Genomic DNA, 15,714 nt, shown 5'->3' on the forward strand with positions numbered 1-15,714 from the left:
GCGCCCTCGCGTGTTCCGACTGGCGCCCTCGGAGTCGAAGAAACCGTCTCATCAAATGATCTCTCTTTCGGACGGAAGACGGTGGTCGGCGAGGGCGCCGACCACCGCACGCGAGGCGCGTGCGGCTCCCCACGCGAACCACGTCGTCAGGCGGGTCACCGTGGCGATCGCCCAGTGCTGTCCAATTCTGTCAGTATCACTGCCAGCGCATCCACTTCCTCCCGCCCGGATCCGTTCGGATTGAAGTAATTGTTCAGCATGATCGAGAAGGCGAGCGGCTCGCCACCGGCCGTCGTCACGTAACCGGAGAGCGTATCGACGTAGCGAATGTGACCGGTCTTGGCCCGAAGATTCCCTTCCGCTTTCGTCTTCTTCATCCGGTTGCGCAACGTGCCGTCCACGCCGGCCACCGGCAGAGACTCACGAAAGATTTCGGCGTGGCGATGGCGACTCATGAACTTCAACAGTTGCACCGTGGCATTGGGCGTGAGCAAGCAGGACCGCGAAAGTCCGGAGCCTTCTTCCAACTGCGCCTCGTGCTGCGGAATGCCGGCTTCCTTCAGGAACTGCCTCAGTTCTGCCACACCCAGTTCTTCCGAGGTTCTCTGGTAAAGGTTGGTTCGGGCTGTTGCGTCGGAGGATTGATTAGCTTGTGACCCCGCAAGCCTCGGCGACTCACTCGCGCCGCGTTTCTCCAGACCCGCCGCCGCGCCCGCTTGCAAGAGGAGAAGCTGGGCGTAGAGGTTTTGCGAGGGTTTCATCATCTTGGTTAAGAGTTCTTGCAGCGGCCTCGACTCGACAACCGCGAGCTCAATCAGGTCGCTGGAGTCCCTTCGGTCCACTGCAGAATTGGTCCCGCTCACTGCGCGTGCAGTTCCTGTAACCGTCATCCCATGCCGCGCGAGCGCCTCCTTCAATTGCACCACGAAAAAGAGCGCCGGATCATGCACCGCAACTGCGTCCGCCTGCGGTGAAGCTTCCCGCGGCATTTGGCCGGTCACATAAACCACATTTCCGCCGAGCGGACGATGAATCTCAAGCGCGCGCCGGCCACCTTTGGCCACGGTCTGCGTGCGATTGATGAAGGTGACGAAACGGGTGTCCGGTTTGACCGCGATCTCGCAGGGATCACCGACGCCTTGGCCAGGCTTGAAAATGAGATCGAGCACATTGTCCTCCAGGGTCAGCGCCGAGGCTTCCGCGCCGTAGTAATACTGCAAGTCATCCCAGGTCCACCCGGAGCCGTAGGGCGGACCGCGAAAATAAGTCGCGTCGCCGATCAAGTCTCCTTCGACTCGCTTCACGCCGGCTTTGGCCAGCGCCTCGATGAGAGGCTGGAGCGACTTTTCATAATCGCCATTGTTGAAGCGGGCCGCAAAGGAAGGATCGCCGCGCCCATAAACGATGAGGTCCGTTTTCAAAGTGCCCGCGCTGTCGGGGCGGGCCGCAGCGTAGAGAGACGTCTTGATCCGGAATTCCGAGCCTAACCGCTCCAGCGCCAGCGCGCCGGTGTAGAGTTTGGCGTTGGACGCCGGCTTCATCAGTTTCTGGGCATTGTGTTCGAAGAGGGTCCTGCCGCTCTGGAGCGAAACAACTTTCACGCCCCAAGCCGCCGCGGAGAACCGAGGCTGCGCCAGGAACGCGCTGATCCGGCTTTGGAATGCCGACAGCGTTTTGGAAGGGCGCCGGGCATTTCTCGATTCGGCGCCTGCGCCGAAGGTCTGGCTTTGGAAGATAAGAAGGCAGGCAACAAAAAATCCGATGGCGCTTGCCTTGACCGCGGAAGGGAGGCTCCGCCGATAGCAGAAGGGCGATACGGCGCAGCGCGGAATTGTGGCGCAGACATTCCTGTCTGCGGGTTGGCGGGACTTTCCAGTCCCGTCCATCGGGCGACTGGAAAGTCGCCCAAACCAGCAGGCTGGAAAGCCTGCTCTACGACCGAGTTCAAGGAATGCCTCCAAGGTTCCTGGATCATCGGTAGGGCGGCGCTGCTGCGCCGCCGCATCGGGAAAAAAACGGCTGGGCGGCAGCACCGCCCTGCCAGGTTTATGGCTGGAATTCACAGACAACAACGGCGCGTTCGAGCCGGGCCGCGCTACACGGCGATGGGCGCCTTGATGGCCGGGTGCGGGTCATATCCAACCAACTCGAAATCCTCAAATCGGAAGTCGTGGATGTCGCGGACGTCCGGATTGAGCTTCATTTGCGGGAGCGGACGCGGCTCGCGCGTGAGCTGGAGCCGGGCTTGCTCCAGATGATTGCTGTAGAGGTGCAGATCGCCAAACGTGTGGACGAAGGTTCCGGGCTTCAAGCTGCAAACCTGCGCGACCATCATCGTGAGCAACGCGTAGGAAGCGATGTTGAAGGGGACGCCCAGGAACAAGTCGGCGCTGCGCTGATAAAGCTGGCAGCTTAGCTCGCCCTCTTGGACAAAGAATTGAAACATCGTGTGGCAAGGAGGCAGCGCCATTTGCTCGAGTTCGCCCACATTCCAGGCGCTGACGATGAGACGCCGGCTGTCGGGGTTGGTCCGAATCTGACTGATCACTTCGTCGATCTGATTGATGGAACGGCCATCGAACGTTTTCCAATGGCACCATTGAGCGCCGTAAATGCGGCCCAGATTGCCTTCCGGGTCCGCCCATTCATCCCAGATCGTCACGCTGTGGTCGTTGAGGTATTTGACGTTTGTGTCGCCCCGGAGGAACCACAGCAGCTCGTAGATGATCGACTTCAGGTGCAGTTTCTTGGTCGTGAGCAAAGGAAATCCCTCAGACAAAGGAAACCGCGCTTGCGCGCCGAAGACTGCGTAGGTGCCGGTACCGGTCCGGTCGCTTTTGAACTTTCCCTGCTCCAGGACCAGGCGGAGCAATTGGTGGTATTGCAGCATGACAAGGAAAGCTTTAGTGAGCCGGACGGTCTGCCGCAAGCTTTAGCCGTATGGTATTCGGAGGAATTGGTGAATCGCCTTCACCCGAAACCTTTCCCCCAAGAAAAAAGCCCGTTCCCATTGAATTTAAGCCCTTTCATCGGTAGGGCGAGCCTGTCCCGGCGAGCCGCAAAGCCGTTGAGTGAATGATGGTTGATCGGCTCAGCGAGGATGCTTCGCCCTACCCAACTCGAGGCCTAATTCATTGGTTCTCGACAGAGGACCTCCTCGTCTCCAGAATCCGCCGCATCGGTTCGACTGATGCAGCTTGGAAATCGTGCAACTCATAGCTAATTCCAGGAGTTCCTATGACCCCTTGGCCTGATTCTTCTGATTCTATTTCTCCATCATCGTTCTCGCCGAGTTCCACGCTCGAGGCGGAAACCTCCCATGAAGGCAGGGCGAGCCTGTCCTCAGCGAGCCGATTTGGACGTGTTCCAAGCGCGTGGAGCGGCTCGCCGGGACGGACTCGCCCTACTTTGTTCGTGGGGCATGACCAGGTCCGTAAGCCACAGGAAGCTTTCCAAGCACCGCCCCTGACGCCTTTCCCCTCCGCCCGAGCCATCGCGGCGGCGCTGCTGCTCTGCGCTTTGGTGATCGATTCAGCTATGCACGCCCAGGTCGCTTCGCCGCCGGATACCTCCGCCCCCACGGTGGATGTCCTCGTGCCTGCGGCTGGCAAGACGGTGTTTGAATTGGATCTGATCGAAGTCATCTTCAGCGAAAACGTCACGGGCGTGGACGCCGCCGACGTGCTCGTCAACGGAATTCCGGCCACGAATGTCAAATCGACCTCGCCGCGGAACTACACATTTTCCTTTCCTCAACCGAGCGCCGGCGAAGTGAAGGTGACCTGGGCCGCCAATCACGGCATCGCGGACCTGGCCACTCCGCCAAACGCGTTCCGAGGCCTTCCCTGGAATTACACGCTCAACCCGGATCGACCGCTGCCGAACCTGGTCATTTCCGAATTCCTGGCGGACAACACGGCGGGCATCAAAGATGACAACGCTTCCAGAAACGATTGGGTCGAAATCCTCAACCTGAGTTCGGAAACCGCGAATCTCGAGGGCTGGTTTCTCACGGATGACGCGGCGGACCCGATCAAGTGGCGTTTCCCCGCCGTGCCTCTCGCGCCAAATTCCTATCTCCTGGTCTGGGCTTCGGGGAAGGACCGCGCCGACGCCACTGCACCGTTGCACACGAATTTCAAATTGGCCAGTGAAGGGGGTTACCTGGCGCTCGTCAGCCCGGCCAAGAAAGTTGCTTCCGATTTCGGCCCGGCCTATCCGGCGCAGCGCCCCAACGTTTCTTTCGGACGCGACAAAGTCGATCCATCGCTCACGGGCTATTTCGATTTTCCAACGCCGGGCGCCACCAACATGGTGAGCGGCCGCGGTTTCGCGCCCGACCCGGTTTTCTCGGTCAATGGCGGAGTGTTTACCGAGGCGAGCCTGACCGTCGCCCTCTCAGCGCCATCCGGCGAAATTCGCTACACGCTGGACGGCTCGATGCCGACGCTGACTTCGACGAATTACACCGGAGCGCTGGAATTGACGAACAACACCATCGTGAGCGCGCGCGTTTTCAAGGACGGCTTGCTGCCAAGCCGGATCGCGGTTCAGACCTATAATTTCTTTTCCGCGAGCATGACCAATTTCAGTTCGAATCTCCCGCTGTTGATCATCAACACCGCAGGCAAGACCATTCCGCAAGACCGCCGGCTCCGCGCCCACGTGTCGAGTTTCGAGGTCAAGGATGGCCGCGCCCGCCTGCTCAGTCAGCCGGACTTTGAAAGCGTGGCGCAGGTCGAAGTGCGGGGCCAGACTTCGGCCGGTTTTCCGAAATTGCCCTACAACTTGGAGATTAACGACCCTTACGGCAACGACGTCGAGGTGCCGTTGCTCGGTTTGCCGCCGGAATCCGATTGGGCGCTGGTCAACCCGTATTCCGACAAGCCGTTCATGAATAACGCGCTCGCCAACGAGCTTCACCGCAAAATGGGTCACTACGCGTCGCGCACGGTGTTCTTCGAGCTCTTCATCAAGTCCACGCCCGGACGCCTCAACTACCCAGCCGACTACAAAGGCATTTACACCCTCACGGAGAAGATCAAGATCGATCGCAGCCGCGTGGACCTCCAGCGGCTCTCGTCCTATGACGTCGCCGAGCCCAACATCACCGGAGGATATATCATCAAGAAAGACAAAGACAGCCCCGGCGACCTGAGCTTGACGACCTCGGGCGGCGGCGGCTTCGGCGGCCAGGCGCTTAAATACCACGAGCCGAAGCCGGTTGAACTCCGGATCAATACCGCCCAGCGGAACTGGATTCGGAATTATCTCAATCAATTCGAGCGCGCCCTCTACGCCACGAATTGGCTGACTCGGACCGGAACCAATCATTACTCGCATTACATCGATACGGATTCGTTCGTGGACTACCACTGGATCGTCGAGTTCAGCAAGCAGATCGACGGATATCGCTTGAGCAATTACATGCGGAAGGAGCGAGGGGGCAAACTCAAGATGGAGCCGATCTGGGATTGGAACCTCGCATGGGGCAACGCCGACTACCTCGAAGGCGAGCGGACCAACGGGTGGTATTACACGCTGCTCGGTGAGAGCGAACACCCCTGGCTGAGGCGTCTCATCACCGGCACGGCTTCCCCGACCACTCGAACCGGCGATCCGGACTTCAATCAGAAAATCGCCGATCGCTGGAGCGAGCTGCGCACGGATATTCTGAACGCGAGCAACGTCGTCGCCCGGGTGAACGAAATCGCCGCTTACTTGAGTGAAGCGGCGAACCGCGATTTCGCGCGCTGGCCGCGGCTCGGCGCTTACATCTGGCCCAACCCACGGATCTACTCCTCGCCACGAACCTACAGCGGAATCATCTCCAACATGAACAACTGGATCGTGGGCCGTTACGCGTGGATCGACCGCCAGTTCGTGCCAACTCCCACCCTCAGCCTGCCCGCCGGTCGCGTCGCCCTGGGCGCGGCGATCACGATGGCGGCGCCCACGGGAACCGTCTATTTCACCGTGGACGGAACGGATCCACGTTTGTCGGGTGGCCGGCTCAGCGCCGCGGCGAGGCGTCACGATGGCCAACCATTTGCCCTGAACAACAACGCCCGCATCGTCGCCCGCGCCCTGCAAGGCACGAACACCTGGAGCGGTCCCGTGGCGGCCACGGTTGTAGTCCAAACCCCGCCTCTGGCCGTGAGCGAAATCATGTTCCACCCGGCGCCGCCCCCGACCGGAAGCACGAACTCGCCTGAGGATTTTTCCTACATTGAGTTGCGCAACACGGGCAGCGCTCCGTTGAACCTCGTTGGCTTTCGCTTCACGCGCGGAATCGAGTACGTGTTCGCCACCGACAGCAGCGTCACGACTCTTCAACCGGGCGGCTACACCGTGCTCGTCAAAAGCCGCGCCGCTTTTTCATCTCGATATCCGGGCGTTTCGAATATCGCCGGCGAGTATTCAGGAAACCTCGATGACGGCGGCGAACGAATCGCGATTGACGGACCGCTCAAGGAACCGGTCGTGGACTTCTGGTACGATAACCGGTGGCATCCCGCGACGGCGGGCAATGGTTTCTCGCTCGTGCTCGTGAATGAGGGTATGTCGCCGGAGAATCCCTCGCTTCGCGCAAGCTGGAGAGTCAGCAGCCGCGCGGGTGGATCGCCCGGCCAGGCCGATCCGACGCCGCCTATTCTGCCGGGCGTGCTCGTGAATGAACTTTTGTCCGATGCCATTTCACCGCAGCTCGATATAGTCGAACTGTTCAATCCGGAAAGTGCGCCGGCAGACATCAGCGGTTGGTTTCTGACCGATGATTTGCACGAACCGAAGAAATACCGCATCCCGGATCGGACGGTGATCCCTGCCAAAGGGTACTGGCTGCTCGATGAAAAGAAGTTCAATTCGGGCGCGCCGCGTAGCTTTGCTTTCAACGACGCCGGCGAAGAAGTGTATCTCTTCTCCGGCGACGGCCTCAACCTGACGGGCTACGGCCAGGGATTCAAGTTTGGCGCATCGTTGGGTGGCAGCACGTTTGGACGCTATGTGATCAGCACCGGACAAGGGCATTTTGTCACGCAACGGCAAACTTCGTTTGGAGGAGTCAATGCGGGGCCTCTGGTCGGCCCGGTGATCATCAGTGAAATCATGTATCAGCCTCCGCCCATCGGCTCGACCAACAACACGTTGCACGAATTCATCGAGGTCAAAAACATTTCAACCCAGGCGGTGCGTTTGTTCGATCCGGTTGCCGCCACCAACACCTGGCGGTTGAAAGGGGCCGCCGTTTTTAATTTCCCGACCCATGTCACTTTGCCGAGCAACGGCTCGGCATTGATCGTCAATTTTGATCCCCAGACCGAGCCGAACACTCTGGCCGGATTTCGCGCCGCATACGGCCTTGGCTCGGATGTTATGCTGTTCGGTCCGTACAAGGGCAACTTGAGCAACGAAGGGGAACGCGTCGGCCTCTACCGGCCGGGCGTATCGGCCTCCGGACCGGTCCCAGACATTCTGGTGGACGAAGTCGATTATGCGACGGCGTCTCCCTGGCCGACGGGCGCCACTGGCAGCGGGCTTTCGATTCAACGTCGAGCGGAGGAACAATACGGCAACGATCCGGCCAATTGGCTCGCGGCGGCGCCAACTCCAGGACGCGGCATCGCCGTGGCCGCGAACGACACGGACGGCGACGGTTTGCCGGATGATTTTGAGCTCGCGCATTTCGGCAATTTGCTCTCCGGGCCGCTCGATGATCCGGATCGCGACGGCGTGCCGAACCGGGAGGAATCCGTGGCCGGGACCGACCCGAAGGACGCCTCCAGTTACCTGCGCGTCGAATCGTTGCGCGTGGATGGCACCACGGCGCGGCTTTCCTTCCGAGCTTCTGCCGGCAAAACTTACAGCGTGCTATACCGCGACGACATCACGAAAGGCGCCTGGCTGAAACTCGCGGATGTCCCCTCGCGCCCGGCGGCCGGCGACGCTCAAGTGAGCGACACCACGAGCCGGCCTGCGCGTTACTATCGACTCGTGACTCCCCTACAACCGTGACATAAGAGAAACCCCATGAAAACAACCGCTTCCTTCCGAAAAGCCCGCCTCGGTTTTACCTTGATCGAACTCCTCGTCGTTATCGCCATCATCGCCATCCTGGCGTCTTTGCTTTTGCCTTCGCTGGCGAAATCCAAAGAACAAGCCACGGGAGCCCGATGCCAGAGCAATCAAAAGCAGCTCGGCCTTGCCTTTTACATGTACGCAGATGACAACAATGACAATGTGGTCGGCATGAGCACGTATCGCCAGGGACGCGACTTTTGGACAGGCCCCAAGCCTGTTCCCGGGGGCTTCACAGGTTCCGCTCAAGCCAGAGCGCTGGCAGAAGCCAAGGAGGGTCTCCGGCAGGGCAAACTCTTTCCGTATGCACCCGCCGAGGATGCGTGGCACTGCCCTGGAGACCGGCGCTGGAAATTGCCGCCCGGCCGGGGATTCGCCTACGATAGCTACGGCGGCGCGGGCGGGTTGGATGGCGAAGATGAAGCCAATTCCATCCGCAAGTACAGCCAAATCCTCTATCCGACGCGCAATTATGTGTTCGTGGAAGAGGCCGATGATCGCGGCTGGAATCTCGGCTCGTGGCTGATCGACCCGACACCGTCGGCGTTCACTTGGGTTGACGCCGTGGCCATCTGGCACAATAAGAAGAGTACGCTCAGTTTCGCGGACGGCCACGCCGTAACACATCGTTGGCTGGGCGAGGCCATGCTCAAAGCCTCCGACGTCAAACCGGGGGTCTCGAAATTTGGCGCCACCGCTCGGACGCCTGCGGACAAACAGGATATCTGGTACATGAAGTACGGCTACACCCATCGCAGGCAAGCCGAGTTCGAGAAACTTTGGGAGGGCGTTCCTTTTCGACCTTAGGGTCTGTTCAGTATGGGGATGAGGCGAGACTCAAGTGCCCGGAGCCAAAGACGATTTCGACCTTGCGCGTGATCACCGGGTGCGATTAAGAGTGCCGGTCAGTTGCGATTCGATTGACTACCCTCTCTCCCCGCGAGGAACGACTGGGGAGAGAGATAGAGAGAGGAGTTTCTTGGAAAAGCGAAATCGCATCCAAACGCGCCTCCTCTCCCTGGCCCTCTCCTCCCTTCGGGAAGAGAGGGAGAAAACTTCGTGGACCGACAGTTTGATCTCACCCGCGATAGCCAGGCAACCTTGACGCGCCTGAACGCAGACTTCATCCTGGACTTATGTCATCCATTCGTTCTCGAATCGCGCCATTCTGCATCTTAATCATCGCTTTCACGACTGCGGTTTGCAGCGTCGCTCGGGCCCAGGAACCCAGGCGTCTCCTCCTCATCGGCCAGGGACCTGACGGACATCCGCCGGCCACGCACGAATTCATGGCCGGCGTCCGCGTGATGGAAAAACTTCTCGCCCCGCACAAGGACGTGCGTGTTACGGTCACGAAAGCCGACGAACCCTGGACCGAGGGACCCGCGCTGATCGACCAGGCCGACGGCATCGTGATGTTCGTCACGCAAGGCGCGCGCTGGATTCAGAACGACCCGCAACGCCACACCGCGTTGAAACGTCTGGCGCAACGGAAAGGCGGCATTGTGGCGCTCCACTGGGCGGTCGGCGCGCACGACGCCAAACACATCGAAGGCCAGCTTGAGCTTCTTGGAGGCACACGCGGCGGGCCGCAGCGGAAATACAAAGTGCTGGAAACCGACGTCACCGTGGTGGATCCGAAACATCCCATCACGACCGGGGTGAAGAGTTTTCGAGTCCACGACGAATTCTATTACCGTCTGGATTTCGTCAAACCTCCGTTGCGGGTCCATCCCCTCCTGACCGCGCGTATCGAGGACCATGATGAAACGGCTTGCTGGGCGTGGGAACGGCCTGATGGCGGCCGGTCATTCGGCTTCGTGGCCATTCATTTCCACAGCAACTGGCAACGCAGGGAATATCGCCGTCTGGTCGCGCAGGGAATTCTCTGGACGCTCGGCCAGCCGATTCCCCATGCGGGCGTGAACGTGGACATCGATCCCAAAGCGCTCGAACTGAAGTAGGAGCTTTGTCTTGTTGGAATCACCAAGAAAAAACCGTTTGGTTTCTCGCCAGGCGGAATTTCTCACTTAGTTTGAATCAACCTTAGGGTCTGTGCAAAAATAAATTCCGGTTTTGCTGGAGGCGATTTCGCTTTCTGGCGAGGCACGACGAAGGAGCATAGCCAGGGCTCTGCGACTGAGGAGAAACGAAGCCAGAAAGCGAAATCGCCCCAGCCCTCCGGGGCGGGGCGGGGCCTGGCTGGCTGCGGCGTTGCTCGTCGGTCACAGCCCCAAAACGGGGATGCTCCCTCCTCGCGCCTTGCATCCGGCCAGGCGGCGCTCCCGCCAAAACCGGAAGTTATTTTTGCACAGACCCTTAGCTTAGCTTTACCGGCAGTGCCGAAACACCGGCGGCCCATGATGGTGGTGATGCGGCCCGAATCCGAAACTGAAACTCACCACGGGACGCGGCGCGACGTACACCGGCGCCGGCCGGACATAGACCAGGCGTGGTTGCACATAGACCGGCTGCGGATAAACGACAACCGGCGCGTGCTGAACAACGACTGGTGGAGGGGCTTGCACCACGGGCGCGGCGTAATACGCCGGAGCGTGGTAAACGGGAACTGGCTCAAACGATTTGGCGATGACAGCGCCGGCGACCAGGCCGGTCAAAACTTTGCCGGCCGTGGCCCACTCTTTATCGCCCGCGGAGGCCGACGGAGCGCTCATGCCCAGCACTGCCAGACTTGTGAAAGTTGCGATCCAAGTTTTCATATTTTTGCCTTTCTCTAAAAGCTGTACGTATGGACTGAGGAATTTGTTTTTTATTCAACAGCCCTGTGCTACGCTTTGTAGGGCGATCCGCATGACAAGCTTGCACTCGAACAAAGGAAGCTCCCGGCGCCGGCGCCTGCCTCGCTCGTTCAAGGACCTCACCCCGAGCCAGCATTTCAATCCGCGCACGTTCTTTCGCGAAATGGTTTGGAAGGCGCTGTTGACGCGGCGAATCGGCCAGCACAAAAAACCGGCCTTTCCCAAATTGAGCCCGGGACAGGTCGCGCTCACCTGGATCGGACATGCCTCCTTTCTGGCGCAGTTCAGCGACTTGAACGTGCTGATTGATCCGAACTTCGCCAACTGGCTTTTCCTTTTGAAGCGGATCAAACGAGCGGGTTTGAAAATCAAAGACCTGCCTCCGATCGATCTGGTCCTGCTCACTCACGCGCACTTCGATCACTTTCACAAGCCGACGCTCCGCCGCTTGCCGGCGCCGAAAATCGGAGTCATGCCTTGGGGCGTTGGCGATCTCGCGCACGGCCTCGGCTTCGACCGCATCATCGAACTGCAATGGTGGGAGAGCTTCTCGCACGGAGAATGGAGAGTCACGCTGACTCCGAGCAAACACTGGGGCGCGCGCGTGCTGCGCGACCAACATCGCGGCTACGGCGGCTTTGTTCTCGAACACCAAGGCCGCCAGATTTTCCACGCGGGCGACAGCGCCTGTTTCGACGGCTTCAAAGAAATCGGCAATCGCTTCTCACCGGAAATCGCGTTGTTGCCGATCGGGGCGTATTATCCCGAATCGTTTCGGCGGGTTCACATGGGGCCGGATGAAGCGATCAAAGTTTTCCGCGACTTGCGGGCGCGCTGGCTGGTGCCGATGCACTACGGCTCGTTCCGTCTTTCCTTCGAGGAACTGGACGATCCGCCGCGCTGGCTGAGCGAACTTTGCCACAGGAACGGGCTAAGCCATCATTTGAAGATTCTGGAGGAGGGCGTGCCGCAGGTCTTCTGAAACGTAGGGCAGGCTTCCAGCCTGCCACTGTGGAGTCATCCTGCCTTGCGAATGACGACAGGGCAACGGAGGCGTTCAGAGACTGAGGTGGCCGAGGGCGAGCAAGCCGTAGAACGTGTACTCGCAGTCCAGCGTTTCATCGCCCCAGCTTCCGTGAAACGCGCCTTCATTGGTCCAAAGACTGTCCACGAAATCCAGACAGCTTTCCTTGATCGCGCTGAAATCGACCTGCATTCCGGACAGGGCGTGCAGAGCGGTCGCCGTGGAAAGCAAATCCGGCATGGGCGCGGCCGGCACCGCCAGAAAGCCGCCCTGGGGATGACACCGGGCGAGAAGCCAGTCGCCGATGGCGGGGTTCAAAGGCTGGCCGAGATTCCTCAGCAGCGTGATGGCAGCCGCCGTGGCGTTGGTCGAACCCACTGCAGCTTGCGGCTTGCGGCTTGCAGATTGCGAGTGGCGTTCGTTGGTCCACGCGCCGTCGGAGGTTTCCAGAAACTTGAAGGATTGCACCAAACGGAGCGGTTCGGGCAATTCGGCTTTCAAATCCTGATGCGCCCCCAGAGCAAGAAAACCCGCGTAGGCAGTCCCAAACTCAGCGCCCGCCGCCGGATTGTACCCGCCATCCTGGCTTCGAAAGTTGCCGAGGCGGCGCAGAATATGGCGTTCGATGTTATTCGATGGGACCTGATTTGCGGCCCCAACCGCCGCACGCGCTCGCGCCAGGCAACAGAGGTGGACATAATCCAACCCTTCGCCGCTTCCGAATCCGGCTACGTATTTCGCGGTCTTCGCAAACCGCTCGGCCAGGTCACCTCTTTGAACCTTGAACTTCGAACTTTGAACTTCCAACGCCAGCAGCGCGTCGAGCCCGAACACCGTGTAATAGAGATCGCTCCGGTCGTTGCGATCTCTGAATCCGCCGTCGGGATTTTGCTGCCCCAGCAAGAAGGCGCGAACGAGTTCGGTGGATTCGCCGAGAAGCTTCGGGGCCAGGCGGGCGACTTGGAGCATTTCCAACCGCAGGCTCATGAGCCAAACAGTTCTCGCAGCAGCGCGGCTAGCTCTGCCTTCGACATTTCCTTCTCGGCGATGGCGATCATCGCGTTGTAGAGCGGAGATGCTTCGCAGTCCGTGGCAACGCGGTTGCCTTCGAGAAAGGTCAATGCGGAACCGATCGCCGCTCGTTTGTTGCCATCCAGAAACGCTTGCGCCTCCGCGATGTGATAAGCGTACGCGGCCGCAATGTCGAACAGATCACCTCTTCCGTAGAAGAAAGCATTCTGCGGGTGGAAAATCGCGGACTCGAGCGCTCCCTGATCCCTTATTCCAAGGGTGCCACCGAATTTCTCGATGGCTTCGCGGTGGACCGCTTGAACCTGCTCGAAGGTGAGAAAATCAGGCTCGCGCACTATTGGGCAAGCTTGCTGAGCAGGTCCGAATGTTTGGTGAAGACCTTCTGCTTCGCGGTTGCAAAGCTGGCCTCGTCCATGTACCGCGGTTCCACCGTGGACGCTGCCGCCTTCAAATCAAGCTGTTGAACAAACTTCGCCACTTCAACCTTTTCCTCGAGTGGCAAAGCTTTGATCTGTTCGATGATCTCAAGCGCACTCATTGGAGGAACTATACCCCGGGAATCGCCGCGGGCAAGGCGCGCCGTTACGCCGCCGCCTCTGCGGCCACGTTGCGTTCCGCGGCGTTTTTCTGCTCGAATTCCTTGCACCACCCTTTGATTTCGGTGTCGTTGAAAATCTTGCCAATGACGCGGCGCAACAGTCCTTTGAGGCTGGCGTTCTCGAGATCGCGCAGGGAACGGATCGCTTCTTCTTTGTAAGTTTCCAGCAACGTTCTCGCCCGTTCGTCCGCCTTCAGTTCGGCATAGAGCGCCTCGATCTGCTCCACGTCCACACCCGGCTTCGGCGCGCGGCGCCAGAGCGAATCCAGCAATTGCTTCTTTTCTCCGGACGCGCGCTCATGCGCTACGCCAAGAAGCAAGCTGGGGCGCATCCCGGCGATGTCGTTGGTTTCGCCCTTGACTCCCAGATCGCTCAGATCGTCGCGAATCTGATACGCGATACCGAGGGCTTCGCTGTAAGCGCGAAGCGTATTCTCAATATCTTCGTAGCCGCCGTCGCCCGACAGCGCGTGATTCCCGGATGCGCGGCTGCCTTCGGCGTAGAGAGCGCCCAGCTTCAACGCGACTTCGAAGGCCGGCGCAGTCTTCTTCCGGAAAATCTCCAGAACCTGCAGCGATGTCATCGGCTCGGGCTTCCGCGCCCAACACAATTCAGCGCCCTGGCCCCGGCAAAGCTGGCGCTGGCCTTCGGAAGCCACGCGCAGCATTTCCCCCTTTTGCTCGGCGCGCGCGCGGCACGACGCAATCAACCGATACCCCTCGCCGATCAGCAGATCACCGACGTTCAGCGCGACCGCGATCCCATGCTCCTCGTGCAAAGTCTTTTCGCCGTAGCGCAAGGCGTCGTTGTCTTCGATGTCGTCATGGATGAGGGAGGCCTTGTGGAAACATTCCACCGCCACGGCCACCTTGCGGATATCTTCCGGCAACGCAGCGCCCGGCGTATCCCGCAACGCTTGAAATGCCGCCACCGTCAGGAAGGGCCGCCAGCGTTTCCCGGCGCGCATGAGCCAGTCGCGCGCGATCTTCTCCGTCTCGCCTTCGCCCGGACCCATGATCAAGTCGAGCGAGGCGGGCGTGAACCAGAAATCCACTTCGTCCCGCAACGCGCTCAAATCCAGGCGGCGCGTTTGGTCGTCGCTGCTCAAGTGGATGTAGTCCCAAACCCAGTCCAAATCGACCGTGGTGTCGATGCAATCGTCCTGGAGCAGCGGCACCGCCACGCCGGGAATCGCCGCCGATTCCATGTATGGAAAAGCGCGCTCCAACACACTCAGACAACTGACGCCCACGATGGCCTCGATTTTGCCGGTCTGGATGAGCGACATCACGATGGCGGAGCCTTCGGCCACCAGCACGGCGTAACCGAGTTTCTCGGCCTCCGCCTGCAAATCCTGGATCGTGCACAGCCCGCATTGTTTGCACAGCAACCCGAATTCATCGAACGGCGCCGGGCACTTGCTCTCGACACGCAGACATTTCGGCAGGAGCAAAAGCCGCCGCTCGAAGGGAACCTGAGCGAGCGTTTCGCGCCAGAGTTCATTGTTGATGAGCACGCCGATGTAATCCCGGTAAATCGGATCGCACTGAAGCATTTCAACGACACGATCAGCGTGCCCCTTCAATTCCTCCAGCGGCAACGGCGGCACCGGGTTGTGTTCGGCCACGTAATGACGGATGGATTGCAGGATTCGCGTGCGCTCGAACGGCGTTTGCGGAACATTCTTCTTGGGCGGGCGAAACCGTTGCTGGACGACGTGCCGGGGAATGGCGAGGGGATTGAAGCTGCCGGCCGGCTTCATGGTGATTGGCTGGGTGACAGAACTCATGGTTGCGCGCGATTCAGGTCGTTTCTGTTTGAACTGCCAGTCATGGCGAGGAGTATCGCCGAGTCTCAGGAAATGAGCCAGCCTTCTTTGTCAAATCCTGGGCAAGATCAGTTTCGGCCACCTGGCTTACGACGCGAAGGCAGCAGGTTCGGTTACTCGAAAATGGCGCGGACCGCCAAACACGCGCCCTGACCACGGATAAGATTTCAGAACCATTCAACCGATTTAACCCATTTAACGATTTAACGTTGTAACGAATTGGTTGCAGCGCCAGCCGCGCTGGATCCATTCGTGGTGAAGCCGGGATTTGGAATGCCCTCGCCACTCGACCTTCCCGAGGTTTCTGGTCTATTCTCGTCCGTGCATCGTGAACTGGGCGACCTCCGCGCGCGCTACGAACGGCTGAAACTGCTGCACCAGGTCAGCAAGGTCATC

Annotated in this window: 11 protein-coding genes; 4 read left to right on the plus strand and 7 right to left on the minus strand. The window is 59.8% G+C overall.

The genetic code is table 11. The features are described 5' to 3' along the window. Positions 1 to 155: 155 nt before the first annotated feature. The gene (gene dacB / locus FJ398_08440) at positions 156 to 2,063 is read right to left on the minus strand and encodes a D-alanyl-D-alanine carboxypeptidase/D-alanyl-D-alanine-endopeptidase (GenBank protein MBM3837980.1); all 1,908 of its coding nucleotides are present in this window, start codon (positions 2,061 to 2,063) and stop codon (positions 156 to 158) included. A 32-nt stretch (positions 2,064 to 2,095) separates the two neighbouring features. Next, positions 2,096 to 2,890: a thymidylate synthase gene (locus FJ398_08445; protein MBM3837981.1), complete on the minus strand. Its 795-nt coding sequence runs from the start codon at positions 2,888 to 2,890 to the stop codon at positions 2,096 to 2,098. 347 nt (positions 2,891 to 3,237) lie between these two features. Between FJ398_08445 and FJ398_08450 the strand changes: the two genes are divergently transcribed. From FJ398_08450 to FJ398_08460, 3 genes are all read left to right on the plus strand, one after another. Next, positions 3,238 to 8,013, plus strand: coding sequence for a hypothetical protein (locus tag FJ398_08450; GenBank protein ID MBM3837982.1), 4,776 nt, complete (start codon positions 3,238 to 3,240; stop codon positions 8,011 to 8,013). Positions 8,014 to 8,028: 15 nt separating this feature from the next. Next, positions 8,029 to 8,883 carry a prepilin-type N-terminal cleavage/methylation domain-containing protein gene (locus FJ398_08455; protein ID MBM3837983.1) on the plus strand — a complete coding sequence of 285 codons (855 nt, stop codon included), beginning with the start codon at positions 8,029 to 8,031 and terminating at the stop codon, positions 8,881 to 8,883. 329 nt (positions 8,884 to 9,212) lie between these two features. Further along, a complete protein-coding gene (locus tag FJ398_08460; protein MBM3837984.1) occupies positions 9,213 to 10,040 on the plus strand; it encodes a ThuA domain-containing protein in 828 nt (275 codons plus the stop codon). Between the two features lie 366 nt (positions 10,041 to 10,406). On the opposite strand, the gene FJ398_08465 is transcribed toward FJ398_08460, so the two are convergent. Continuing rightward, positions 10,407 to 10,796: a hypothetical protein gene (locus tag FJ398_08465; GenBank protein ID MBM3837985.1), complete on the minus strand. Its 390-nt coding sequence runs from the start codon at positions 10,794 to 10,796 to the stop codon at positions 10,407 to 10,409. Between the two features lie 91 nt (positions 10,797 to 10,887). Between FJ398_08465 and FJ398_08470 the strand changes: the two genes are divergently transcribed. Beyond that, positions 10,888 to 11,817 (plus strand): MBL fold metallo-hydrolase, encoded by a 930-nt coding sequence (locus tag FJ398_08470; protein ID MBM3837986.1) that lies wholly within the window; start codon positions 10,888 to 10,890, stop codon positions 11,815 to 11,817. A 75-nt stretch (positions 11,818 to 11,892) separates the two neighbouring features. Here FJ398_08470 and FJ398_08475 read toward each other — a convergent pair whose 3' ends face one another. Genes FJ398_08475 through FJ398_08490 form a run of 4 tightly spaced genes read right to left on the minus strand, consistent with a single transcriptional unit; the run spans position 11,893 to position 15,279 of the window. Continuing rightward, a complete protein-coding gene (locus FJ398_08475) occupies positions 11,893 to 12,846 on the minus strand; it encodes a hypothetical protein (protein ID MBM3837987.1) in 954 nt (317 codons plus the stop codon). Beyond that, complete coding sequence (locus FJ398_08480) at positions 12,843 to 13,229, minus strand: type II toxin-antitoxin system death-on-curing family toxin (GenBank protein ID MBM3837988.1); 387 nt, start codon at positions 13,227 to 13,229, stop codon at positions 12,843 to 12,845. Before FJ398_08480 ends, FJ398_08475 begins: the two co-directional genes overlap by 4 nt. Then, positions 13,226 to 13,429 (minus strand): hypothetical protein, encoded by a 204-nt coding sequence (locus FJ398_08485; protein MBM3837989.1) that lies wholly within the window; start codon positions 13,427 to 13,429, stop codon positions 13,226 to 13,228. The genes FJ398_08480 and FJ398_08485 overlap by 4 nt, the downstream gene beginning before the upstream one ends. A gap of 44 nt (positions 13,430 to 13,473) precedes the next feature. Beyond that, positions 13,474 to 15,279, minus strand: coding sequence for a DUF116 domain-containing protein (locus FJ398_08490; GenBank protein ID MBM3837990.1), 1,806 nt, complete (start codon positions 15,277 to 15,279; stop codon positions 13,474 to 13,476). Between the last annotated feature and the right edge of the window lie 435 nt (positions 15,280 to 15,714).

It is taken from the genome of Verrucomicrobiota bacterium (genome assembly GCA_016871535.1).
Lineage (GTDB): Bacteria > Verrucomicrobiota > Verrucomicrobiia > Limisphaerales > SIBE01 > VHCZ01.

Bases quoted from the DNA above. Each gene is read 5' to 3' on its own strand.
- FJ398_08475 (MBM3837987.1), bottom strand. From the start codon at position 12,846: ATGAGCCTGCGGTTGGAAATGCTCCAAGTCGCCCGCCTGGCCCCGAAG.
- FJ398_08460 (MBM3837984.1), top strand. From the start codon at position 9,213: ATGTCATCCATTCGTTCTCGAATCGCGCCATTCTGCATCTTAATCATC.
- FJ398_08445 (MBM3837981.1), bottom strand. From the start codon at position 2,890: ATGCTGCAATACCACCAATTGCTCCGCCTGGTCCTGGAGCAGGGAAAG.
- FJ398_08465 (MBM3837985.1), bottom strand. From the start codon at position 10,796: ATGAAAACTTGGATCGCAACTTTCACAAGTCTGGCAGTGCTGGGCATG.
- FJ398_08490 (MBM3837990.1), bottom strand. From the start codon at position 15,279: ATGAGTTCTGTCACCCAGCCAATCACCATGAAGCCGGCCGGCAGCTTC.
- FJ398_08455 (MBM3837983.1), top strand. From the start codon at position 8,029: ATGAAAACAACCGCTTCCTTCCGAAAAGCCCGCCTCGGTTTTACCTTG.
- FJ398_08470 (MBM3837986.1), top strand. From the start codon at position 10,888: ATGACAAGCTTGCACTCGAACAAAGGAAGCTCCCGGCGCCGGCGCCTG.
- FJ398_08485 (MBM3837989.1), bottom strand. From the start codon at position 13,429: ATGAGTGCGCTTGAGATCATCGAACAGATCAAAGCTTTGCCACTCGAG.
- FJ398_08450 (MBM3837982.1), top strand. From the start codon at position 3,238: ATGACCCCTTGGCCTGATTCTTCTGATTCTATTTCTCCATCATCGTTC.